Genomic DNA, 23,592 nt, shown 5'->3' on the forward strand with positions numbered 1-23,592 from the left:
AATGCCTCAACCCTCTGATATCAAACGGATTGGGCGACCGCGCTCAGAAGAATCCCAGGCGGCGATCCTAGACGCTACCTGGGAGCTGCTCAAAACCACAAGCCTCAGGGATTTGTCGATCGAGGCGATCGCCCGTGCCTCCGGCGTTGGCAAAACCACCATTTACCGTTGGTGGCCGAATAAAGCCGAGGTGGTCATGGATGCCTTTATCGCAAAACTGTCCCCTGAGATTCAGTTTCCTCAGTCCGTCTCTGCCACGGAGGCGATCGCCCAGCAAATGACCTTACTGGTCAAAGCCTTTTCCGGTGAGTACGGGCGCATTGTGGCTCAAATTATTGCGGAAGGACACGCCTGCCCAGAAGCGCTGACTAGTTACCGCGATCGCTTTCTCTATCCTCGCCGTGCTGCGGCTAAAGCCATCATTGAGCAGGGCATTGAGAGTGGCGAGTTCGATCCAAGTCTCGATCCAGAACTGGCGATCGATATTCTGTATGGAGCCATCTATTTTCGGCTTTTGGTGGGGCATTTACCGCTCGATCGGCAGTTTGCAGAGGAGCTACCGCAATGGGCACTCAAAGTTCTGAAGGCTACTTAGTCTCAGATACCAATAAGTAACCCTTAGACTGCACCCCTATTGAGGGCTGAACCGCATCGTTCTCAATCCCCCGCCGCTAGTAACCTTGAACATCCACAGATAACCTTAATACAGTCGGCGTGCATTGGGGTTGTTGGGCTACGCTGCGCTCACACCGGCTCATGCTATTTCTTCTGCATCGCACGCTCCAGTTCCCGGAGCTTGTCATCCAGCTCCGGCATTCCTTCAATACCAAAATTAGCAGTGTAGGACGTTGCTTGCTCAGGGGTCATGAGTTCAACCAGAAAGGTACCCTCCACCCATACTTTTGTGAAATCAAAGAAGCCTGCGCTCGCGGGCAGACAGTCCCAGCCTTCCTCGTTAGCAATTGTCTCGATTTGCGAAGTCGATCGGGGTGTTTGAATTAGGATATGAGTACTACTTCGATCGCTCATGAGATCATCGACGCTCTTGCCAATGCCTCCCTCCTTATCTTGGACGTAACCCCAAGGAAGGACTTCCAGAAGCGTTCCAAGGGCATCACCGAGACAGACGAACCAGGATCCGGTCGGAAAGGGAGGACATGGTGCCCTCAGGGCAGTGCAGTCGAGGAGTTTGGCAACACCCTTTGCAACGATTTCCGGTTGACGCGCGCTGAATGAAATATGGTGCAACATAAGGAACCTTTCCGTAAGTTGTATTAATGAGTAATTCTAGTGGTTAGCGCTATCCGACCATCACAGTGCAAGGTAGTTTGCCACCGTTGAAGCCCAACGTTCCCGTTCACCCGCCGCTAATGACCTTTCGGATTCACCAACCAATTTTACACGGTCGGTATGCAACGGGATTGTTATGCCTTGCTTTACTCGTTGTAATTAGCGATTACTTTCGTAATTTTTCCTGTTGAGCCTACTTCCATGAATTCACCTGCCTTTGAGCCTTTTTGATTGATGTAGTAAAAAACAACACTGAATAGTCCCCACATCACATCGATAAGCTCAAACTTGAGGTCAGGATAAACTTCAAGCCCCTTCTTGAAATAATCCCGTAGTGCCTCCTTGCCTCTGACTGTCCCCAATGGATCATTAAGGAGTTTTGCCGCGATCGGTGATACTAACACCACATCTTCTGCATAGTGAGACATAATTTCGTCCAGAACATGAGAATTCCATGCTTGAACCCAATGCTCTGCTAGTTCGTATGCCTGCTCTTTAGTCAGCATATTTGCTCCTGTCAATAAATCTAGAGAAAAATAGGTCAATCTATATGACCCATTAAATCTATCCGAGAATCATGTAATATGTCAATATGGTTGACCTAAATAATTCGGATAATCGGCGCATCCAAGAACTCAATCAGGCACTGGAAGCATTGCATTTCGCTTTTCGCGCTGTGGTTGCGAAACCAGATGCGATCCTAGCTGAGCAAGGGCTTTCCCGTGTCCACCATCGAATCCTGTATTTTGTTGGTCGTCATCCGGGCTTGAGTGTAAATGAACTGCTGGCAATGCTGGGAGTTAGCAAGCAGTCTTTGAATGTACCATTCCGGCAACTGACGAAATTAGGTTTAATCGAATCGCAGACTGATCCCCTGGATCGACGGATCAAGCGATTAGCGCTGACACAAGCGGGGTTATGTTTGGAGGAGGAATTATCTAGCGATCAACGGCAACGTTTTGCCAGGGCATTTGAAATTGTCGGACGAGAAGGTGAGGCAACCTGGCATCAGATCATGAAGCTGTTGGCAGAAGATATATTTCCTGAACGGATGGACTAAAAGCATAACAATTGTTTGAGCTGGCTTATTCCATATAACATCCGCATTCATATGGCCAACCAATCCTTTCAGATTTTGTCAGATTTTAGTCCGAATGATTCGCCATAATCCTATTGTCAGGATATTTAGACCGAATGTTTCGGCATAACATCCTGCGTTCAACTCGCTAGAATAATCTTTTCAGCACACATTCGGCGTTTAGACTGAATGAGTCTGCATAACATCCCATTAGGGTGGTTAGACTGCGCTAGGAGAAATGTCGTTCTCCGTCAGGCCAAATTAGAGGTTTGCCGCCCGCCCAACCGGATTTGTTCTGCTGCGGGCAAAACTTTTACCGATAGGGTCGTGTAGAAATTCTGCAATTGCCCGATCGCCAAAAACCGTACAAAGTCAGCCATCTCCTCAATCAATCGAGCATTCCGCAATCCCCCACTATCGATCGCCACAAACCCAATCTCTTCCGCCAACTGCATCACCGTTTGTTTCGCCTTCGCATCATCGCTAGCCACAAAGACAGAAACCTGATGCTCTTTCAAAGGTTCTGGGGCCAGTTCGAAGACCTCCTGTCCCATGGTATTAAATGCCTTGACTACGATCGCGTTCGGCACCTGCTCTGCCAACGTTTCAGCGAGGGATTTGACGATCGGCTCATAGGCAAATCCCGCCGGAATATTTGAATTATTGGGATCGATCAAAATCTTGCCCGTCAGTACTTCCGTCGAAGCCAGCACTTCAGAGGGATCGACACCCCGCGCCGAGTACAGCAATACATCGCCAAATACTGCGGCGGAATCGTTTGTCCCGCCTTGGGTCCCTCGTCCTGCCAATGCTGCTACCGCTTGGCCTTTCTCAGCCGTCCGCGCGCCAAAAAAAACTTGATGGCCTTGCTCTGCCCAGAGAATACCGAGCGATCGCCCCATGTTGCCGCTGCCAATAATGCCAATCTTCATGACGGTACTCCTTTTTGATAAACAGACAGGTCTGTCTTATTTCGGTGTCTTTATATAAACAGACAGGTCTGTATCTTGTCAAGCTATAATCAAACAAGATTTTGTAGAGCAGAGAGCGACCATGCCCAGAGCCGCCACCGACGCCCGCGATCGCATTCTCAGCACTGCCAGTACGCTGTTCTATCAGCAGGGCATTCGAGCGGTCGGCGTAGACACGATTATTGCCCAGTCCGAAGTGGCGAAGACGACGTTTTATCGCTACTTTCCGGCAAAGGATGACTTGGTGGTGGCCTATCTAGAGGAGCGTAATCAAAAGTTTTGGGAATTGTTTGAAATCACGGTCAGTCAGTTTCCCGATCGGCCTAAGCAGCAATTGCTCGCAATTTTTAGCTGGCTGGATGAATTGCTCGCCTGCGCGGACAGTCAGGGCTGTCCGTTTCTCGCGGTGGCGAGCGAGTTCCCAGAGATTGATTATCCAGGGCATCGGGTGGCGATCGCCCATAAAACGCAACTGCGCGATCGCCTCGCAGCACTCGCTAGGTCCAGCGGCATCGCCCAAGCGGAGGCACTGAGCGCGGGGTTGATGCTTTTGGTCGATGGGGCCTTCGTGCAGCGGCGGTTGTATCAAACCCATCGGGTGAAGTTGTGCCAAGCGGCAACGGTGCTGATGCGAGCCTATGACGGAACATAAGCCTGCAAAGTCTTAGCGTACAATCCGAGGAGGTAGAGCGATCGCAGTGCCAATGCCCCACCGATATCGGTTCTCGCCCATCCCAGACACATGGAATTTACCAAGATTACTTAATTTTAGATGCCAACAAGTAGCACTCAGGCTGCACCCTTACTGAAGACTAAGCCGCATAACGATCCCGTTCAACCGTCGCCAACAAATTTTTAGACTCAACTAAACATCTTTATGCAGTCGGCATGCAACAGGATTTTTATTCAGCAGTGCTACGATCTCACTGCTCTCGCGCGATCCTCCAAGATACTTCGCTCCAACCGCGAGCGCTCATCCACGCTGCTCCCGGACGAATAGCCACAACTTCTGCCCCCATCCACTCAGCTAATTTAGCAATCTGTATATTTGCACTCACAGTAGGCCCAGAAATCACATCTAGTTGTAGGTTTCTGAAACCAAAATCAAGCAGTTCTCATCCTACTTCGATTATTCAAATATATCGTCAGAGCTGTTCGCCGTCAGGTTGACGAGATCGATCGCCTCGTTGCGATGCGACGATCGCATTAATCGCAACAATTAGCACGAGCCAGAATCCAGTATCGATATCCAACACAATGCCAAAACCAGCAACTAGCAATAGCCCCCAGCCAACAAATGAGGGTAAAGAGGCATTCAACTGATTTTCAACCCAGTAACACAGCAGACCATAGAGAATTATGAGCAACCCCGGCATCAGAAACCAGTAATACCCCCAGATTTGTAAAGATTCTGGCTTGGCGGCGTCGATTACACCAACATTAACAATTTCCTGCCAGACCCCACTAAACCCAATCGCTCCAGGCAGTAACAATCCAATTAGGGTATGAAGTAATCCAATAATAATCAGTGCCAGACCGCTAATTTTGTTCATCCTGTTTCCTCCATTATTGAGTTTGACGATCGAAAATTTTCAAAGACAGATGTACGCTGCTCTTTGGACTATTTGCTCAAGCTAAAGTATTGCTTGATAAACGTTGCTGATGTGGTGATCTGCATATATTTTTCTCAGCCAACTATTTAATGGCAAGCACACAGAAACCCGCTTCTGTTTTTACTAGATGTGCATCGATAAAACCCGCCTCTGTCAACATCTCGGTCAATCCAGTACTCGATTGCCCAGACGAGCGATTAAACCCCAGTGCAATCTTGCCACCTACCGTCATCACTCGCCGCATCTCGCGCAACCCAGCCATCGCATCGAACCAAACTTGCAGGGAGTTAATCGCTAAGGTTCGATCGAAGGTGTCATCTGCAAATGGCAGTTTTTCAACTGAGCCATACTGAAGCTCTACTAAGCCTGACTCAATCGCTTTCGCATTTCGCGCTCTGGCTTGCTCGACCATTTCATGGGAGTAGTCAACACCTGCAACAAATCCAGTTGATGCCGTAGCCGCTAAAATCTGAATAGCTACTCCAGGCCCAAATCCAATTTCCAACACTTTGCTATCTGGATGAACTTCGAGTAAAGGAATCACCCACTGAATAAAATCACGTTTCGTGCGGGCTAAGATGATGCCGCCCAATCGACCCAGTAATCCTTTGGGGCGTCCAAACATCTGCATCAGCAGACCGCTTACAACACCTAAATTTTGCTGTTGTCGTTCGTGCATCGTCATAATTTTACTCCTATGACTCAGTTACAGAAGAAAACATTGCAAGGACTTCTGCTCCAGTCATATCTTGCGTTTCGTTAGAAAAACAATAATACTCAGGTTTTTCTTCTATAAAAATCTGATGGTCAAAAACAAATTGATCGACACCGTCAAAAATACCAACAGGCATAAAGTATTGATTCTGTGCTTTCAATCGATAAAATAGATGGCTGCCGCACTTCTTGCAAAACCCACGTTCAGCCCACTCTGACGAATTAAAAACAGCCACATTTTCTTCGTCTTGAAAAGATACATCTCTGCCACAGTCAACCATTATCAAAGGCCCGCCTGCCCATTTGTGACACATACTGCAATGACACGCACCAGCTTTATTAGTCATTGTTTTAGCGGAAATATGAACTGCTCCGCAAAGACAACTTCCCTTGCCCGTAATTAAATTTGACATATTTCTCTCCTTGTTTATCTGATTTATTTACAGGTGGTCATTTATCACTCGTTTGTACACTTCACAAATACCGCCTGGTGGAATGGTTTCATATTGTTGCCCATCATCACCGATTGCAAACCAGCTTACTTTCGACGTGGCTCTCTTTCAGTCGTCAATTGGCTCAACACCAAGTCGCTCAAGTCGTTCAAGTCCGTCCTTCATGGCTTCGATCGCTTCAGGTGAGTGCCCCTGCCAATCCGCGATCTCGCTCGTAACCCGTAGAGGCTCACGCGAGCGGAATGACTTCGTCGGATTACCCTGAAACTTCTGATTCGTCAGATTGGGATCGTCTTCAATCGAACCAGTCGGTTCCACAATATAAATTCTGCCAGAACCTTCACCGACGGCTAGCTCCGCGCCCCACATGGCTGCATCCAGAGTTCGGGTTAGATAGACGTAGTTTGTTGTCCTACTTTTATTGCCAAAGTTAGGGGTGTGCCCCGGCTTAATCAGGTCTCCTGGCTTTAAGTCAGCCCGCGTGCCATGGTAAAGAGTCCAATCCGTGACCTCGCCCGCGACCCGCAACGGCTCGCGGGAATAACATGACATTGACGGATGTCCCGAAGGCTTCCAATCCGTCAGGTCTGAGACATCTCCAACTTGGCCGATCGGCTCAACTATGTAGACTCTGCCAGAACCTTCGCCGACCGCGATTTCTGCCTCCCAAATGGCTTCATCCAGATTGGGAGTTAGGTAGACATAGGTTGTCATCCTGTCCCGCTCACCCACATCCAGAGGATTGCGGGGATCGATCGAGTCTCCTGGACTCAGCTCGGCCCGTGTTCCATGGTAGAAACGCTTCGTCCGTAGGTTGTCGGTGGTGCCAATAATGTCGTTGTTCATGTCTATATTCTCCTAATCTGCAATGAGCGCTTAACAACTCTTGTCACTCGCCGTTAATAACCTTTTGGTCTTAACCATCTAACTGCATAAGGGCGGTATACAACGGGATTTGTTATGTAGCGATCGCTAGGTCATTAAAATCACTGGATAGTTATAACTCTCCTTGACAACTAAACCATCTTTCCAATAACCGATCGAAAGCTGATTGCTTTTGTTATCAATGATTCGATCGCCATATCTAATGGTGAAATCATTGTACCAATTGGAAACTACAACGAAGTCATAAGTGCGATCGGCTGAAACTGCGATATTTTGATCGATCGACCTAGACTCTCTAAACTCAACTAACATTTTGTCAAAAAAGATAGCTCTTCCTTGGCGACAGGCTTCTTTTCCTGTAGTAACGGTACCGTCACCTTCAATCATCACAATATCCTCGGCATAGAGATTGATAACCAACTCCATCGAACCGATGGGTAACAATCGAGACTGCGTTTTAGGTAAGTTCTCTCCTTCTCGACTCCAGAGCAGTTCAACAAATTGTGAGAGCGGCGATCGAGGTTGATAAGTTTGGTAAAGCATTCAATTTTGATTTTGCTTAACTTATTGGCTCTATTTCCATGGTAGGTTATGCAACCGTCATGAAGATCGATGAGAAATTTTACAAATATCGATCGCCGAGCGAGATCGCGAACACTGCTGCCGCCGCCAGTGCTGCTATTGTCCGCACGTGATTCCAGAACGTCCAGTTGGGAACGAAACGACTCCACAGGCTTGCACCGTCAGCGCTACCCGGATCGACAACCGCCAGTGCGTCGTTCAACGGCACGTTGAACAGGATTGTCACTCCTACTGTGCCCGCGAGGTAGAGCAAGCTGCCAACGAGCAAGTAAGCGGCACCGTGTTGCTGCCACTTTAACAGCGAGGAGACAGCCAGAAAGATGCAAGTCGAGGCTGTTCCTAGGAAAGCCCCCATAAACCATGGATTGTAAACCGTGATATTGATGGACTGGAAGGCGGCAATACCCTGTGCTGTCTGGAGTCTCGCAAGGGCGCTCATCACGAAGGTTGAGAAAGCGAAAAAGACCCCAGCGATTAGTCCACAGCCCAGTGCTGCGAACAGCTTCAATGCGAAAGTTATCATAAAGCCTCTTGGAAATAATGGTTGAACAATGTTGTTGAGCGATCGGAGATGTCCTCATTGCCCCACAGCAACTATCTGAATGATTTTGGCAAGAACAACGATCTTTTACACTAGTTCAGCATAGGCAAATAACCTAGGCTCAGCTATCTAAATCCTGCGGCACTATCACAATCTTGCGGGCGGTTCTGAGAAGGTTTAGTAAAATGGGGAAATGGATGCCGTCAACATTAGATGACTTTGGGTTGCACCATGAAGCTGATCGCCAAACACCAGATTGCCTGTGCCAGCCAGCCCCTTTTTTCGAGTCAAACTCAGGGTTGGGACAATATCTCGGTCGAGGAGTTTCATCATCCTGCGGGAGAGGGGAGAATGCTTTACCCCAATGACCACGTCATTTGTTTGTCGCTGGCTCCCCGACCAGTTCGGTTGCTGCAAATTCAGGGAGACAGCTCCTATACAGGGCTGTACGGGAAGGGTGACTTTTCCATTACGCCTGCCGAAGCACCTTTTTTTGCGCGCTGGGAGAGCGACGATCGCCTATTGCAGATTCGCATTGCCTCGCGATTCATGGAGCAGGTTGCCACCGAAGCACTAGCAATGAATTCAGATCAGCTTGAAGTCATTCCTACATTTCGGACGCGCAATCCTCAACTTGAGGCAATTATGATGTTGTTGCGGACTGAACTCAACCAGAACAATTTAGGCACCAGGTTGTACATTGACTCCCTGACCAATATGCTGGCAATCCAATTACTCAGGCAATACTCGGGTTCTAAAGCAGATCGTTTGGTTTATGAAGGCGGATTGCCACAGCGACAACTGCAACAGGTATTGGAATATATCCACGATCGTCTCGATCGAGATATCAAACTCGCAGATTTGGCGGAATCGATCGGGATGAGTCAATTTCATTTTTGCCATCTGTTCAAGCGATCGATCGGGATGTCCCCCTACCAATATCTTCTCCAACAGCGAATAGAGCAGGCAAAGCTGTTGCTGAAACGCAGCGATCGCTCGATTGTAGATATTGCCTTAGAGTGTGGATTTAACAGCCACAGCCATTTAAGCAAAACATTTCGGCAATTGACAGGCATCACTCCGAAAGCCTACAGGGCAAATTAAACAACCCTGTTTTTAAGCAGCGAGCAGTGTGACATGGATTGGATTGCGAATGTAGTGTTTTTGTAGTACGCTAGTAGCACGCGGTATGACCTCGGTTGTGCTGCGTATGGGGAGTTTCGCCCTAGGCGAAACATCCCGATCGAGAAGTTTGGACTGAATCGGTGCGGGACTTTGGTGCGATTTCCGAAACCAGTCTCTATCACTGTCCTAGATAGTCGTGCCGCCATTTCCCGCCGATTCAGTTCGCTTCTGCTACATCCGCAGTTTTCAACCGATGTTACATTCCGCCGCTAGCCGCATTGCCCAGGTTGCCCGCGAAGATCTGGTGATGTTTATCAATGCGTGTTTGGCCTGTACCGGACAGCGCGAATTTTACGACGATGCCTACGGGCAAAGGGTTTCCATCGATTTTCTCCACGACTACATCTTGGGGAACTATCGATTGCTCTATGCGCGATCGCTGGCCGCAGGCATCAATCATTTCAACCAAGCCCAGATTATCCTCAAGCTATTGGCGACGGGGCGGCATACGCTGCCAGAACATCGACAGGAAGAGGGGGCGTTGATTGCAGCCGCGTTACAGGCGTTTCCCCCACAGCGGGCCTGGAAGTTGTTAGCGCAATTGCGCCAGCAAGGAATTAACAATCGTCGCAGTCGGGCGATCGCCCGCGATTACCTGGCCCAACGTCGGGATATGACCTTCGATGCGGTGAAGTATCGGCCAAAGGTGAAGGCGATCGCCAAACATGCCCATTTGAAATTAGCGGGAGAACTGGGGCCATTTCTGTTTCGTAACTGGCAACAGCGCACCTATGAAACCAAGCTGTTCGAGTCGTTTCGGCAAGCGCACTACAGTGCGGGAGCGGTGTACGATCTGCCGTTCACGATCGCGGAAGGATTGGCCCAGAAACATAAAATTCCCCGTGGATTGTTTCTAGAGAAAATTCAGGCTCAAATGACCAGCGGCGAAAAACTTCGGCTTCAGGGGGCTGCTGGGCGATCGCAAACGAACATTGACCTGGAACTCGGACACATGCCGCTGACCAAGTTGTTGCTCTATATTCTGTCGTTGCCCGTTCGGGCACGGAAAGAGCGACAGTCCGAACTGGAGCAAGCGTTGCAAAAGTCTGCGCGACAGGTGCTGTACAAAGCGCCCTTGAAGCTGGGTCGGGTGGCGGCGGTGTTGGACTGTAGCTATTCTGCCTCTGGCTCTAGCGAAAAGCGGCGGCGACCGTTGGGAGTGGCGTTGGGCGCGCATTACTTGCTGCAACTGGCTGCCCAAGAATACCGAGCCTTTTGGACGATTCCCGTCCAAGAACCGTTGTTCGTCCAAGAACGGGGGCAAACGAATCTGGCGACGCCGCTGTTGGATGCCTTGGATTGGGGTGCAAATTTAGTCGTAATTGTGTCCGATGGCTGCGAGAACGATCCGCCTCAAGGGGCTGCGGAAGTATTGCGAGTTTATCGCGAAAAGCTAGATCCGCAGCGGCGCGTGTCGATTATTCACTGCAACCCCGTGTTTAATCCTGAAGACTTTTCCCTGCGTCCGCTGAGTCCTCACATTCCCACAGTGGGTCTGCGGGAGGCGGAAGATCTGCCGACGATGTTGGGGTTTGCCCGGTTTGCGGAAGGGAATGCGTCCCTCGCAGAACTGGAAGACTACCTGGCTGCGCGAGTGCAGCAATTTCTGAGAGGCGTTTAATCATGGCTCAAAAGCGACATTTACTGGCAGATATTGCCCTGAAGGGATTGGCGATCGCCCCCTCCCAAATCTGCGGTGCAATTCGCATCGTGCCGTTGCTGCGGTCTCAGGTGCGCGGCGATCTGCGGCTGTTTAAGCGCAGCTACCAGGACGATCTGACGGTGGTGGATGTGGGGAATGCGAGTTATTTATCCTACGTTCCCCACGGCTTGGTGATGTCTTGGAGCGACAATGGCGAACCTGTGGTGGCCTATGGCGGACAGTTCCAGAAACGGGATGGGAAGGCGCTCCATGGGAGCTGCGGCAGTGTGAAACTGATGCATCGCATGGCAAAGCGCGAGCAGGGGAATCAGCTTCGGTTTTTGCCGCTCCATTTGGCAATGGAGGGGTTTCTGTCGCTGTATTTTAAGGGGCCAGAGATTGCTTGGCAGGAATATTCTCGCTATGCAAAATCCCACGGGCTGGGGAGTCGCTGGGAATGGACTGCGAGCGGACGGGCGATCGCAGGGCTAGAAGATGCCATCCGCATGTTTGAAATTCACGAGGGACAGGTGGGGGTTTTGCTGTTTGTGGCGGGCGCGCTGGCTTCAGCGTTTGTGGTGCCCACGCCGGAGGATTATCGGGTATTGCATCGCAGTTTGCTGGAGGATTTTTACAGCGAGTTGATCTTCCAATATGCCTGCATCTACGATGGGCCTTCGCCGATGAGCTGTTCTATTGACGAGCGATCGGTCAAAACGCTTGCCGACCTGCGACGGGGCGTGACGCAAATGAGAACGGATTGGGCGGAATTTCAAGGGTTTATGGCGGAAGGTTTGCTCGATCGCGCGCTCAAATCCCAGATAGTTTATACGACGAATTCGTTTTTCCTTCAGCGGTTTATTACGGATCTGGACCCTCATGCTGAGAATTACATTGGGGAGGCGATCGTGCGAGAGAATGGGGAGTTGGAATATCTGAAAACCTATTGTCTCTCAGCTTCGCAAACGAAGTGGGTGTACTTGCTGAGTCAGCTTGCTGAACATAACTGGAATCTGGCAGCGACGGCGGCGGCGTTGAATACTACGCTAGATGAGTTGGTGAAGCGGCTGGAAAAGGCTGGGTTTGGTTATTTGATTAATCAGCAGGTGAGAGAGCAGGTTACGAAGCGGATGAAATCCTAGGAAATTCCCGTCAATCTTGTTGTTGGTGGGGCTGTTTCTCAAGGCAAATACAGTTTTGTCTTGCAGGGGGCGATCCAATACTGTTCGGATAAGAAGCAAAGACATTGCACCCGCCCACGTTCGGCTGAGCGCGGTTCGGCTGAGCTCACCGTCGAAGCCTCACATCGAAGCCTAAATCCCCCAATTTTTGGGGACTTTGAGTTCAGAATCCCCCAGAATTGGTGGGCTGGGGGGCCGAGTGCAAAGATCGCTGAACTTAACCGAACAATATTGGGGGGGCGATCGCCCTGCGCGCGCTCAAGGAATGGCGTGGGTGGTGGCACTAGGTTGGCTTTGGTGGGGCGATCTCACTCAAGAAGCTTGAAAAAATGATTACAGGCAGGCTAAAGATAGCGAATGCCCGACGAGCGCAATCTTATGAGGCAATGCTTTGGCTAAGCTGATTGAGGAGGTTTCTTGCATGAATCATTCTTATGTGCGGATTCCTAGCCTCGAACATCCTGTTTTGTCATTCATACAAGAGGTCTAATGAAAGGGAATTCCAAAACGATTAAAATACCAGATTTAAATTTTCTGCTCTAGTAATGCGGATTGAATCCGTTCGATCTGAGAGCTTCGATTCAAAGGAGCTCGCGCAGCATATCTCCCAATACCCGCTCCGTAAGCGTATTTTTGAATTCTTCGCAGGGGATAGCAAGCTATAATAGGACTATCCATCGCGATGACGCTACTTGTTCAAGGCAACTGCCTTGGATGTCCATCGAATTCAAACACAATATTCGGTCAGGGAAAATCTTCAAAGCGCAAAATTCAAATCCGCTCAGCGTTTTTGAATCCAACTTGAACGGATTTAATTTTAATGAAACAAAACTCAAAACCCAAGTGGAACTAGTAAATCATTTGCTGCAAGCGAAGGGGCAAGCCTGCATAAGCTCGCTTCCCTGAACTTATATAATCCATCCAGAAATTATCTAAATAGTAAGTTTATTTAGAGACAAGCGTTTCAGACAGATCGAATACAGCTTATATTGAGGTGTTGACCGTGGGCAAAGAACAAAAAGGGAACAAAGAGTCTAAAAAAACAAAGGGAACCTCTGAAGAAAATAAAAAACAGAAGAAAGATCCAAAACGGCATGATGGGCCTGCAAAATAGCGATTAAAAAGACTACAGAAAGCTATCTTGCTGCTGTTGAATTCGATTCTATTTCTATCAGCCTTTAATCCTGTAAAACCGTCACTCCTAAATTCATGTAAAGTGTGACGGTTTTATGGAATCAGTCCCGACTAAGGGAAATTTACGATGGGGTAAGCAAGCGCAGTCGGTTTAGGAGTGTCATCATTGCTCATCAGTACGGTAATCCTCCTAGGTTCGACAGATGTCAGCTATGTAAATATTTGTTACACTGTTTCTCATAAAGCAATCAATGAATGCGTAAAACTCCTCTTTCTTCTTGTCCCTATTGGGTTTCAGGATGTTTGAAGCGTTTAGATTGACTCGTTCGCTTGAGGGAAATTAGGGATGGATTCGTCGATTGAACTCACTTTAGAGCAAGAATTCACTCTGAGACGTTTCTCAGATCTCGTTCAGCAAATGTCGCGCGAACAGGCGCAAGATTTTTTAATCGATCAGTATAAGCTCATGATGATTCAGCAAACCTTATACCGAGAGCTCCTACAGCAAGAATGGAAATTTGAATTAGATACTTTTCTCGCTGAATAGAGAAAATCTCTTCCTGGAACCGCTTCTCGTCATTGCAGCCCTTTAGTTCGACTCTTTTCTATCAGTTTTCTGCAAAGTGCTTCTCTGGAATCAAAACGTCCAGGCTAGTCTAAAGACATCAATTATGGATTCGAATATTGCATTAATCGCTTCAGTTTAAAAGCCAAGATTAGGCAAGGTGATAACTCTTCTCTATTCCCCCAAACCATCGTTCGCAACCGAATGAAACGGTCAATCTAGACTATTCCCCATTGGGAGTACCTACCCTCAATGAAGCGTTTTCTTCCGCTCTCAAACTCGGCCTTCCGGAAGAACTCTGACGTCGCCGCTCCTCCCTTTATTCAGGATAAGTATCATGTTTGACCGCTTCACCGAGAGCGCCATCAAGGCCATTATGCTCGCGCAAGAAGAAGCCCGTAGCCTCGGGCACAATTTTGTCGGGACAGAGCAGATCCTATTGGGGTTGATTGGAGAGAGAACTGGCATTGCCGCAAAAGTCTTAACCTCTCTTGGGGTCACCCTGAAGGATGCGCGCACTGAAGTTGCCGAATTACTGGGCCGGGGTTCTAGCATCGTTGCTGCGGAAGTGCCCTTTACCCCTCGGAGCCGCCGCGTATTGGATCTGGCTCTAAAAAAGGCCCAGCAGTTGGGTCATGAATATGTCGGAACCGAGCACCTGCTGCTTGGCTTGCTCCAAGATGGCGAGGGGGTAGCGGCAAAAGTGCTCGAAAATCTTGGGCTTGAACCCAAAGTAATTCGGGACAAGGTCATGGCACTGATATCCGAGAAGCCCCTTCGCTTGGCGGTCGGTCGCCAAAGCTCAAAAAAGACATCAACCTTAGATGAATGCGGCACTGACCTAACCCAACTGGCTGCCGAAGGCAAACTCGATCCCGTCATCGGTCGTTATACTGAAGTTGAGCGAGTGATCCAAATTTTGGGTCGTCGCACCAAAAACAATCCCCTTTTGATCGGCGAACCCGGCGTAGGCAAGACCGCTCTGGCCGAGGGCTTGGCCCAGCGAATTGCCAATGGCGATGTCCCGAAAACCCTAGAAGATAAGCGAGTGCTCACTCTAGACGTGGGTTCGCTGATTGCTGGCACCAAGTATCGCGGCGAGTTTGAAGAACGGCTCAAGAAGATCGTCGAGGAAGTCCAGACGAGTAAGGATATCATTTTGGTCATTGACGAGGTTCACACCTTGGTGGGTGCTGGAGCCGCAGAAGGCGGACTGGATGCGGCCAATATCCTGAAACCAGCTCTAGCCCGAGGCGAGCTGCAATGTATTGGCGCAACGACCTTAAACGAATATCGTCAGTACATCGAACGGGATGCAGCCTTGGAGCGCCGCTTCCAACCCGTGATGGTCGGGGAGCCCAGTGTTGAGGAGACAATTCTGATTTTGCAGGGGTTGCGGAGTCGCTACGAGCAGCATCACCAACTTAAAATTTCCGACCTCGCCTTGGTTGCTGCTGCTCAGCTTTCCGATCGCTACATTTCCGACCGATTGCTGCCTGATAAGGCGATCGATTTGATGGACGAAGCGGGCTCTCGCGCTCGGATCCTGCACTCCAAGCAATTTTCGGCAGCAAAAAGCTTGAACAAAGAACTGCGTCAAGCGCTCCAGGAAAAGGGCGATGCCACGCGCAGCCAAGATTACTCCCTGGCAGGCAAGATCCGCGATCGCGAATTAGACCTGCGGGGACAGATCCAAACCGCCACCCAAGACCCAACCGCCCTTAATGCGCCTTCTATGCCGTTAGTGGACGAAGCAGACATTGCCCACATCGTAGCCTCCTGGACGGGAGTGCCCGTGAGCAAACTCACCGAAACCGAATCCGGGCAGCTTCTAGAGATGGAAAACACCCTGCACCAACGTCTGATCGGTCAAGAGGAAGCCGTCCAAGCAGTATCCCGCGCCATTCGTCGCGCCCGCGTGGGACTCAAAAGCCCCAACCGCCCTATCGCCAGTTTTATCTTCTCTGGCCCGACGGGCGTCGGCAAAACCGAGTTGGTCAAAGCATTGGCGGCTTCTTTCTTTGGGGCAGAGGACGCCATGATTCGGCTGGACATGTCCGAATATATGGAGCGCCACACCGTTTCCAAGCTCATTGGCGCGCCGCCGGGGTATGTCGGCTTTAGCGAAGGGGGAGAGCTAACCGAAGCTGTGCGGCGCAAGCCCTATACGGTGGTGCTATTCGACGAAATTGAAAAAGCCCACCCCGATATCTTCAATCTGCTGCTGCAAATCTTAGAGGATGGCCGCTTAACGGATTCCAAGGGCCGTACGGTGGATTTTAAGAACACGATGCTGATTATGACCTCCAATATCGGGTCTAAGGTCATTGCCAAGGGCGGCGGTGGGCTAGGGTTCGACCTGTCTGGCGATAATCAGGAAGGCGTTCAATACAGTCGGATTGCGGCGATCGTCAATGAAGAGCTGAAGCAGTATTTTCGGCCAGAGTTTCTGAATCGGCTCGATGAGGTCATTGTTTTCCGGCAACTCAACCGCGATGAGGTTCGACAGATTGGCAATATCCTCCTGAAAGAAGTATTTAGCCGCCTAGCAGAGCGAGACATTCATTTAGACGTGACGGAGCGTTTTAAGGATCGTCTGCTGGTCGAAGGCTACAACCCAGAGATGGGCGCGCGTCCCCTGCGTCGTGCCATTACGCGCCTCTTGGAAGACTGTTTGGCGGAAGAAATTCTCTCCGGTCGCGTCAAAGCGGGAGATTCGATCGCGATCGACGTAGAGGAGGGGGAAATCAAGATCTTGCAGGGTACGGTGGAAGCGATCACCCTATCCAGTAATTTCTAGACTTCCTACCATGCCAGCTTCCGTATGGCCCGGAACAGTGCAGCGTAAAGGATAGATGCCCGCCCGCAGCGGAATAAACACCCACTCGGCATGGGAACCGGGGCGCAATTCGAGTTCGTGAATTGCCCCTTTGATTTCTACGTTGCCCGCATCGACCTTTTGAGACCAAATGGCGTCGGCAAAATCTTTGGCCGTAAAGTAATGCTTGAGAGAACTCGGGTTTTCGAGCATCAATCGGTAGCGGGTACCCGCCTTAAAGGCGAGGCGATCGGGCATGAATTTGAGGTCTCCCGCCGCGCTTCCCAATGCAATGGTTTTTGTAATGGGTGGCTGCTTTGCTAGCGTTACTGCTGCAGCAAAAGCAGGGTCAGCCATGAACCCCAAGGGGCAGAACAAAATTGCGATCGCGCAGATCCCTACAATAAAAACACGTTGCCATCGCGGGGAGAGGCCGAATCGGCTTACCATACGCTGTACTCGCGAACTACGATTTTACCGTACCAGAAAAAAAGAGATTTCAGGTTGGAAGAACGGGTTAAGTTTGAAAAGGAAACTAGCGGACAATAGGCAGCAAGGCCTCTACCTTCCCCGATCCGCAGAAAGAGAGACACCATGTCATTGACACGTCGCGAGCTGATTCGGCAGGCGGGGCTAACCAGTGCTGGCCTGTGGCTGGGCAATGCAAGCCTAGCCCAGCGCTATCAGACGGTCTTAGCTCAGGCCACGTCCCGCAAACTCGCGCTTTTGGTGGGCATCGATCGCTATCCCCGCGGGCGCAATATCGTCCCGCTCAGGGGGAGCGTTACGGATGTCGACCTACAGCGAGAACTTCTGATGCATCGCTTTGGGTTCAGTCGCCAAGACATTCTTACGTTGGTCGATGCAGAAGCGACGCGCAGCAATATCGAAACGGCCTTTACCGCTCATCTGATCGAGCAAGTACGACCTGGCGATATTGTCGTGTTTCACTTTAGCGGCTACGGCTGCCTGATGCGCGCCAAAACTTCACTAGAAAAAGGGGAACAGCCCTACGGCGATCGCCAAGTATTGGTTCCCTACGATGTTGAATTGCCTGACGCTACATCGGGAGGGATGCCGCTGTTGAACGGCATTTATGAAGATACGCTGTTTTTACTGTTGCGATCGCTCTCGACCGACCGAGTCACAACGCTTCTAGATTGCGGCATTTTGCCTGTAGGAGGGCTGCGATGCAAAAGCTTGCGAGAGCGGGCGCTGCCCCCCTGGGAAGTGGAAGCGCCGCTGGCGGCAGAACTCGCCTTTCAGGATCGGCTGTTGGCGCAAACCCAGCTTACCCGAGACCAAGTCCAGGTCCAACGTCAGTCGGGACAGTTGCCAGGGCTAGTATTAGCTGCCGCTGCCGCCCAATCGATGGCGCTAGAACAAGACCGCGACGGATTTTCGGCGGGCATCTTCTCTGCCGGACTGACGCAGCAGCTTTGGGCGGATACGCCTGCTGCAAATATCACAATTCAGTTCGGAAAGCTCTCTGCCCAGCTCGTCCGACACAATGGCCCTGGCACTCAACCCACGGTTAGAGGCCAAAAAAGCCTGGGGATGCTCCCTTGGTCCGGGGAATTTACGCCTATGCCTCAAACCGTTGGGTTCGTGACCCTCGTAGATCGGCGCGGGCAAACCGCCAAGCTCTGGTTGGGCGGACTGCCCGACGCCCTGCTGGAGCACTATCAAGTTCAAAGCTGCTTTCACGCCCTAAAGTACGCTAAGAATCCATCCGCTGACGTTTCCACCATTCCGCCCGCTGTGCCGACGGAGGGAGCAGGGAGCGAGAATCGCCCGATCGATGCGCCCTCGTCGGAGGTCAATGCGGCGGATCGCTCGGAAGCAACTGCTACGACCCTAGTGCAACTGCGTTCGCGACAGGGTTGGACGGCGATCGCCCGGCATCTTTCCGGTCCATTACTAGAAGAAGCGTTATTTCTAGAAGAAGCCATCCGGGTGCTCCCCCGCGCGATTTCGCTCCGGTTGGCCCTCGGGAATAACCTCAGCCGCATCGAACGAGTCGATGCCACGAGCGTTGTTTCGATGGCAAGAAACAGCCTCCAAATGGTCAGAACCGAACAGCCTGCAGACTATGTTTTTACTAAGATTCCAATGCTCGTCGATGCGTCGGCACCTCTCCTGTCTGGCCCTTCTTTCTTAACCTTGCCGATCGAACCACCGCCGACTGCTAGCTATGGCCTCGCTTATTTAGGAGGCGCGGTCATCCCCAATACCGTTGGCGATCGCGGGGAAGTGGTTAAACGGGCGATCGAACGGCTTCAGCCGACTCTAGATACGCTGCTTGCCATGAAGCTTTTGGAACTCAGTCTCAACGACGGAACCGCTGCCCTGCGAGTCAGTGCAACCCTGGAGCAGGTTGAAGAATCTCCCCAACCGTTAATACGGGTGCAGAGTGCAAGGTTTGCGGTACCCCTGCCTGCAATGGTCGAAATGGCGGAACCCGTTGCACCTAGGGCCGAAAAAAGCAGCAAAGCGTTTTCTATTCCCAGCGGTACGCGCATTCAATACCGCCTTAGCAATTGGGATACGACTCCTGTTTACGTGCTGTTGGTAGGGTTTAACGGCGGGACATCTGCCTTTGCCAGCTATGCGATCGACGGTAATCCCATTGCCGAGCGCAAGCCGATCTTGAAACCCATTGCAATTCAGCCCGGCAGTTCGTTAGTCTTGCCCGTTGCCGCTCAAGCTTGGAAGGCAAGCGCCGTTGCAGGACTGAACGAGATATTTGTGGTATGCACCCGCCAGCCGCTAGCACAAACGTTAGCGGCTCAGACCAATGGAATGAAATTGATTCTGCCCAGCATTTCGCCCGGCTTTGCCGCATTGCCCAAACCCTTGGCGATCGCCCAATCCATTTTTGCAGACCTGCATCAAGCAAGCTTGCCCGAAACCAGCGCCCTTGGCATTTCAGGCAAAAATCTATGGGCTTTAGACCTCAGAGAATGGGCCACCTTACAATTGATCTATACGACGACCTAAAGCGACCGCGAGGAAGTTTGCCTTTAGGACGATGGAGAGAAAACAGAGATGTACTATACTCTGCCGCAAGGTAGGCTCTAGCGGAATTGACCTGCCGACGCTTCTAAAAATTAACAAACTGTTACAGAACCTATAGTTACCAACAGAATTGACCCCCTTTGCCAAAATTCTTTGAGGTTTTTTTGAACTGAATTTGATAAAGCCGCTCGAGCGTCAAAATCCTTTAAAGCGTTGCCCAGAAAGGATTTTGGGCTTTGCATCGTCTTCCAAAAAAAAATAGCGCAATAGATTTCAAGGAAAAGGCTATAAAAAATCTTCAAATCTCTATATCTTTTTAGCTTTCATAGTTTTATATTTTTTGAATACCCATTAGAATGAGCCATTGAAACTTCTTGCCTGTACGGCTTCTAGCGGCTTCTTTGAGATATTCTTTTTAGAACTTCTCACTGATACCACTCAAGGCAGATCTGGATAGCTACGATATCTAAACCAATTTATGAATCCATAAAGGAGTTCATGCATGAATAAGGGAGAACTGGTCGATGCGATCGCCGATAAGGCGAGCGTGACCAAGAAGCAAGCCGATGCAGTGTTATCCGCTGCCCTCGAAACCATTGTTGAAGCAGTCTCTTCTGAACAGAAGGTGACCTTGGTCGGGTTTGGATCCTTTGAATCTCGTCAGCGTAAAGCGCGCGAGGGGCGCAACCCCAAAACGGGTGACAAAATGAAGATCCCAGCCACCAAGGTGCCTGCGTTTTCGGCAGGGAAACTTTTTAAGGAAAAAGTGGCTAAATAGGCTTCCTCAGCAAGGTTCAACGGGATCGGTTTGTCTGTACTGCGTCCGCATCACGGCGGCAACTTGGCTTGGGCCGCAGCCCAAGCTGGTTGCCGCCCCCAAGAAATTTTAGATTTTTCCGCCAGCATCAATCCGCTGGGGCCTCCGCCTTCCGTGCTAGAAGCGATCGCGCAGCATTTGGGGGATATCCAGGCCTATCCCGATCCCAGCGCGACGGTGTTGCGCGAGCAGTTAAGTCACTTTCATCGCGTGCCGCTGGAATGGGTGATGGTGGGCAACGGCGCGGCGGAACTTTTGACATGGGCCTGTCGCAGTCTCGGCGAAATGGCTTGGGTGCATTTGTTGACGCCTGCCTTTGGAGATTACTGGCGGGCGTTAAAGTCGTTCAATGCAAAGGTCCGTCCCCACGCTCTATCTGAGGCGGCGCTGCACGGAGATGGCGCGTTTCTTTTGCAAGATTGGATGGCTGTGGATCCGAGCGATCTCGGCCCAGATGCGGGGCTGCTGCTCAATAACCCTCACAACCCGACGGGGCACCTGTTCCAGAAGTCGGATGTCCTGAAGTGGGTTCGCGGCTTTCGTCGGGTTGCGATCGATGAAGCATTTATGGATTTTCTCCCGTCTCAGGATCGGCATAGCTTCATTCCTGAGATTGCGAACTATCCCCACGTGGTCGTCCTGCGATCGCTCACGAAGTTCTACAGCATTCCGGGCCTGAGGTTGGGCTACGCTATCGGCCATCCCGATTTGCTCCGGCAATGGCAGTCTTGGCGAGATCCCTGGTCTGTAAATGCCTTGGCGATCGCCGCTGGGGTTGCCGCAATCCGAGACGAAGCGTTTCAAGCGCAAACCTATCGCTGGCTGGCAGGTGCCATTCCGCAGATGCGAGAGGGGCTGGCCCAGCGGTCAGGACTGTCGGTCATTCCGGGCTCGGTCAATTTTGCGTTGGTGCGCTGTAATGGATCGGCCACGAAGTTACAGGAGAGGTTGCTGAAGCAGTACGGAATTTTGATTCGAGATTGTACGAGCTTTCCCGAGCTGGGCGATCGCTATTTCCGGGTTGCCGTCCGTACCGCAGCGGAGAATGAACGACTGCTGGCAGCCCTCTGAGAAGACGAAGTGTTGAAAAACGTAACACTTATCGAGCGATCGTCCGCTCTGCCGAAAGGCTTCAGGTAACATGACAAAGAGGCGCATGTAGAGCATCGAGCAATTACGGTACAGGATTTATGGTTAATACCCCTACCAAACCTAATGTTGAAGAACTCCACGCGGGTGCTAAGGTCCCTGCAAAGGAAACGATTTTAACACCCCGCTTTTATACGACCGACTTTGACGAAATGGCCAAAATGGACCTTTCCGTCAACGAAGAAGAGATTTTAGCGCTCTTAGAAGAGTTTCGTACCGACTACAACCAAAAGCACTTTGTCCGCGATGACAAGTTTGCTCAGTCCTGGGACCATATTGACGGCGAAACCCGTCAGCTCTTTATCGAATTTTTAGAGCGCTCTTGCACCGCTGAGTTTTCTGGGTTTTTGCTCTATAAAGAACTGGGCCGTCGCCTCAAGGACAAAAACCCCGTCTTAGCCGAGTGCTTTAACCTCATGTCGCGAGATGAGGCTCGCCATGCTGGCTTTCTGAACAAGGCGATGTCGGACTTTAGCCTATCCCTAGACCTTGGCTTTTTGACGAAGAGCCGCAGCTATACCTTCTTCAAGCCAAAATTTATTTTCTACGCCACTTACCTCTCTGAAAAAATCGGGTACTGGCGCTATATCACCATTTTCCGCCACCTAGAAGCGCATCCCGAAGACTGCATCTACCCCATCTTCAAGTTTTTTGAAAATTGGTGCCAGGACGAAAACCGCCACGGCGACTTCTTCGACGCCATCTTGCGATCGCAGCCTGCCTTTGTAAACAACCTGGAGTCGCGGCTGTGGAGTCGGTTCTTTTTGCTGTCCGTGTTTGCCACCATGTACTTGAATGACGTGCAGCGGGCAAAGTTCTACCGCACCTTGGGCCTCGATGCCCGCGAGTACGATAAGTACGTCATCAAAAAGACCAACGAAACGGCTGGGCGAATCTTCCCGGTCATCTTGGATGTGGAGCGCCCCGATTTCTACAGTCGCCTAGAAGTCTGCATTAAAAACAACGAAAAGCTGCGCGCGGTCGATGCGTCTAATGGATTGGCTCCCGTGAAGTTTTTACGAAAACTGCCCGCCTATCTTTCCAATGCGGTGCAGTTTATTAGCCTGTACCTCATGAAGCCCATTCGAGTCGATCATTTACATGGTGCCGTGCGTTAACGTTGCACTGCACCGATGAGTTCGAGAGCGTCCACCAATAACGTGGGCGCTTTTTTGCGGGTAATTTCACCAGGTGTGAATACTGGCACACTCAACCCGGACGCTCTGAATTATCGCAATAGAATAAGGGTATGTTAAGTACGCAACCTTTCGAGTTGCAAAGTCATCCAATCGTTTAGTACGACCTTTTTACCCTTAATCTCCATAACCCCTATGTTCAGTCGTTTGTCTCAATGGGCAGCAGTTGGCCTTTTGGTTTCTGTTACGGCGGCAGGGCTTGTCTCGCCTGCAAAGGCTGAATTAGAGCAAGGCACTACGCTAGTGCTAGCCGCTCCCGCTCAAAATGTGGATCTGCGCGGTTACGTCAAAGGCGCGGTGGCGCTGTTCAAGACGGTGGGCGATCGCGATAGCAATCAGAAACGCTGTATGGGCTACGGTTCTTTGACTCCAGACCACACGATAGAGATCCAGCAAAAAACATCTCAGATGACGCTTCAGCTCAGGACGAAGCAGCAAGATACGACCCTGGTGGTGGAAGGACCCAACAATCGCCTTTACTGCTCCGATGATTCTGCTGGGGGCGGCAAGGATGCCGAGCTCGTGCTGTCCGATCTCAGTTCTGGAAGCTACAAGGTATGGATTGGGGCTTTTGAGCCAGGGGCTGGTTTCCGCTATACCCTTAACGTTCGCTCTCAACCCTAGCTCGTTGCAGACGGGGAGTATCAGGTCCAGTGGTTTCGCGGTAACGATCGCGTTATTTCTGATACGTTTCCCGAGTTGAATCCCACGGCGGAGCACGCTTTTGCAGTGGAACTCTAGGAAAAATGCACAATGATGAA

Annotated in this window: 25 protein-coding genes; 14 read left to right on the forward strand and 11 right to left on the reverse strand. The window is 50.7% G+C overall.

What is annotated here, in order from left to right:
* The first annotated feature begins 1 nt into the window (after window position 1).
* A complete protein-coding gene (locus R6H26_RS26575; protein ID WP_404786925.1) occupies window positions 2-595 on the forward strand; it encodes a TetR/AcrR family transcriptional regulator in 594 nt (197 codons plus the stop codon).
* 164 nt (window positions 596-759) lie between these two features.
* On the opposite strand, the gene R6H26_RS26580 is transcribed toward R6H26_RS26575, so the two are convergent.
* Both R6H26_RS26580 and R6H26_RS26585 read right to left on the reverse strand, forming a co-directional pair.
* Entirely contained in the window at window positions 760-1,251 is a 492-nt protein-coding gene (locus tag R6H26_RS26580) for a hypothetical protein (RefSeq protein WP_404786926.1), read from the reverse strand.
* 185 nt (window positions 1,252-1,436) lie between these two features.
* Window positions 1,437-1,835, reverse strand: a complete 399-nt coding sequence (locus R6H26_RS26585) for a nuclear transport factor 2 family protein (protein WP_404786927.1) — start codon at window positions 1,833-1,835, stop codon at window positions 1,437-1,439.
* Window positions 1,836-1,882: 47 nt separating this feature from the next.
* Between R6H26_RS26585 and R6H26_RS26590 the strand changes: the two genes are divergently transcribed.
* Complete coding sequence (locus R6H26_RS26590; RefSeq protein ID WP_404786929.1) at window positions 1,883-2,350, forward strand: MarR family winged helix-turn-helix transcriptional regulator; 468 nt, start codon at window positions 1,883-1,885, stop codon at window positions 2,348-2,350.
* A gap of 269 nt (window positions 2,351-2,619) precedes the next feature.
* Here the strand turns inward: R6H26_RS26590 and R6H26_RS26595 are convergent, their stop codons facing one another.
* Entirely contained in the window at window positions 2,620-3,300 is a 681-nt protein-coding gene (locus tag R6H26_RS26595) for an NADPH-dependent F420 reductase (RefSeq protein WP_404786931.1), read from the reverse strand.
* A 121-nt stretch (window positions 3,301-3,421) separates the two neighbouring features.
* Between R6H26_RS26595 and R6H26_RS26600 the strand changes: the two genes are divergently transcribed.
* Window positions 3,422-3,991: a TetR/AcrR family transcriptional regulator gene (locus tag R6H26_RS26600; protein WP_404786933.1), complete on the forward strand. Its 570-nt coding sequence runs from the start codon at window positions 3,422-3,424 to the stop codon at window positions 3,989-3,991.
* A 271-nt stretch (window positions 3,992-4,262) separates the two neighbouring features.
* Here R6H26_RS26600 and R6H26_RS26605 read toward each other — a convergent pair whose 3' ends face one another.
* From R6H26_RS26605 to R6H26_RS26635, 7 genes are all read right to left on the reverse strand, one after another.
* Window positions 4,263-4,397, reverse strand: a complete 135-nt coding sequence (locus R6H26_RS26605; RefSeq protein WP_404786935.1) for a hypothetical protein — start codon at window positions 4,395-4,397, stop codon at window positions 4,263-4,265.
* An 87-nt stretch (window positions 4,398-4,484) separates the two neighbouring features.
* Complete coding sequence (locus R6H26_RS26610) at window positions 4,485-4,892, reverse strand: DUF6463 family protein (protein WP_404786936.1); 408 nt, start codon at window positions 4,890-4,892, stop codon at window positions 4,485-4,487.
* Between the two features lie 142 nt (window positions 4,893-5,034).
* Window positions 5,035-5,637, reverse strand: coding sequence for a class I SAM-dependent methyltransferase (locus R6H26_RS26615; protein ID WP_404786938.1), 603 nt, complete (start codon window positions 5,635-5,637; stop codon window positions 5,035-5,037).
* Between the two features lie 10 nt (window positions 5,638-5,647).
* Entirely contained in the window at window positions 5,648-6,079 is a 432-nt protein-coding gene (locus R6H26_RS26620; protein WP_404786940.1) for a GFA family protein, read from the reverse strand.
* Between the two features lie 147 nt (window positions 6,080-6,226).
* Window positions 6,227-6,964 (reverse strand): NAD(+)--rifampin ADP-ribosyltransferase, encoded by a 738-nt coding sequence (gene arr, locus R6H26_RS26625; protein WP_404786942.1) that lies wholly within the window; start codon window positions 6,962-6,964, stop codon window positions 6,227-6,229.
* 126 nt (window positions 6,965-7,090) lie between these two features.
* On the reverse strand, window positions 7,091-7,546 hold the full coding sequence (locus tag R6H26_RS26630) for a DUF6597 domain-containing transcriptional factor (protein WP_404786944.1): 456 nt from the start codon (window positions 7,544-7,546) through the stop codon (window positions 7,091-7,093).
* Between the two features lie 79 nt (window positions 7,547-7,625).
* Window positions 7,626-8,108, reverse strand: a complete 483-nt coding sequence (locus tag R6H26_RS26635; RefSeq protein WP_404786945.1) for a DUF1772 domain-containing protein — start codon at window positions 8,106-8,108, stop codon at window positions 7,626-7,628.
* Between the two features lie 249 nt (window positions 8,109-8,357).
* Here R6H26_RS26635 and R6H26_RS26640 point away from each other — a divergent pair, with 249 nt between their 5' ends.
* The 6 genes from R6H26_RS26640 to R6H26_RS26665 all read left to right on the forward strand — a co-directional run bounded on the left by R6H26_RS26640 (window position 8,358) and on the right by R6H26_RS26665 (window position 16,633).
* The gene (locus tag R6H26_RS26640) at window positions 8,358-9,230 is read left to right on the forward strand and encodes a helix-turn-helix domain-containing protein (protein WP_404786946.1); all 873 of its coding nucleotides are present in this window, start codon (window positions 8,358-8,360) and stop codon (window positions 9,228-9,230) included.
* A gap of 217 nt (window positions 9,231-9,447) precedes the next feature.
* Window positions 9,448-10,932: a hypothetical protein gene (locus R6H26_RS26645; RefSeq protein ID WP_404786947.1), complete on the forward strand. Its 1,485-nt coding sequence runs from the start codon at window positions 9,448-9,450 to the stop codon at window positions 10,930-10,932.
* A 2-nt stretch (window positions 10,933-10,934) separates the two neighbouring features.
* The gene (locus tag R6H26_RS26650) at window positions 10,935-12,095 is read left to right on the forward strand and encodes an ARPP-2 domain-containing protein (RefSeq protein ID WP_404786948.1); all 1,161 of its coding nucleotides are present in this window, start codon (window positions 10,935-10,937) and stop codon (window positions 12,093-12,095) included.
* A gap of 196 nt (window positions 12,096-12,291) precedes the next feature.
* Window positions 12,292-12,459: a hypothetical protein gene (locus R6H26_RS26655; protein WP_404786950.1), complete on the forward strand. Its 168-nt coding sequence runs from the start codon at window positions 12,292-12,294 to the stop codon at window positions 12,457-12,459.
* Window positions 12,460-13,614: 1,155 nt separating this feature from the next.
* Complete coding sequence (locus R6H26_RS26660) at window positions 13,615-13,815, forward strand: NblA/ycf18 family protein (RefSeq protein WP_404786952.1); 201 nt, start codon at window positions 13,615-13,617, stop codon at window positions 13,813-13,815.
* Between the two features lie 355 nt (window positions 13,816-14,170).
* The gene (locus R6H26_RS26665; protein ID WP_404786954.1) at window positions 14,171-16,633 is read left to right on the forward strand and encodes an ATP-dependent Clp protease ATP-binding subunit; all 2,463 of its coding nucleotides are present in this window, start codon (window positions 14,171-14,173) and stop codon (window positions 16,631-16,633) included.
* Here R6H26_RS26665 and R6H26_RS26670 read toward each other — a convergent pair.
* Window positions 16,616-17,101, reverse strand: a complete 486-nt coding sequence (locus R6H26_RS26670; protein WP_404786955.1) for a plastocyanin/azurin family copper-binding protein — start codon at window positions 17,099-17,101, stop codon at window positions 16,616-16,618. The genes R6H26_RS26665 and R6H26_RS26670 overlap by 18 nt on opposite strands.
* Window positions 17,102-17,245: 144 nt before the next feature.
* Here R6H26_RS26670 and R6H26_RS26675 point away from each other — a divergent pair, with 144 nt between their 5' ends.
* From R6H26_RS26675 to R6H26_RS26695, 5 genes are all read left to right on the forward strand, one after another.
* On the forward strand, window positions 17,246-19,651 hold the full coding sequence (locus R6H26_RS26675; RefSeq protein WP_404786957.1) for a caspase family protein: 2,406 nt from the start codon (window positions 17,246-17,248) through the stop codon (window positions 19,649-19,651).
* A gap of 520 nt (window positions 19,652-20,171) precedes the next feature.
* Window positions 20,172-20,447, forward strand: coding sequence for an HU family DNA-binding protein (locus R6H26_RS26680; RefSeq protein ID WP_404786958.1), 276 nt, complete (start codon window positions 20,172-20,174; stop codon window positions 20,445-20,447).
* Between the two features lie 30 nt (window positions 20,448-20,477).
* Entirely contained in the window at window positions 20,478-21,557 is a 1,080-nt protein-coding gene (gene cobD, locus R6H26_RS26685; protein ID WP_404786960.1) for a threonine-phosphate decarboxylase CobD, read from the forward strand.
* Window positions 21,558-21,676: 119 nt separating this feature from the next.
* Window positions 21,677-22,753 carry a magnesium-protoporphyrin IX monomethyl ester (oxidative) cyclase gene (gene acsF, locus R6H26_RS26690; protein ID WP_404786962.1) on the forward strand — a complete coding sequence of 359 codons (1,077 nt, stop codon included), beginning with the start codon at window positions 21,677-21,679 and terminating at the stop codon, window positions 22,751-22,753.
* Window positions 22,754-22,966: 213 nt separating this feature from the next.
* Entirely contained in the window at window positions 22,967-23,455 is a 489-nt protein-coding gene (locus R6H26_RS26695; RefSeq protein ID WP_404786963.1) for a hypothetical protein, read from the forward strand.
* Window positions 23,456-23,592 lie beyond the last annotated feature (137 nt).

This window comes from Altericista sp. CCNU0014 (assembly GCF_044923475.1).
Taxonomy (GTDB): Bacteria; Cyanobacteriota; Cyanobacteriia; order Thermosynechococcales; family Thermosynechococcaceae; genus JAAURS01.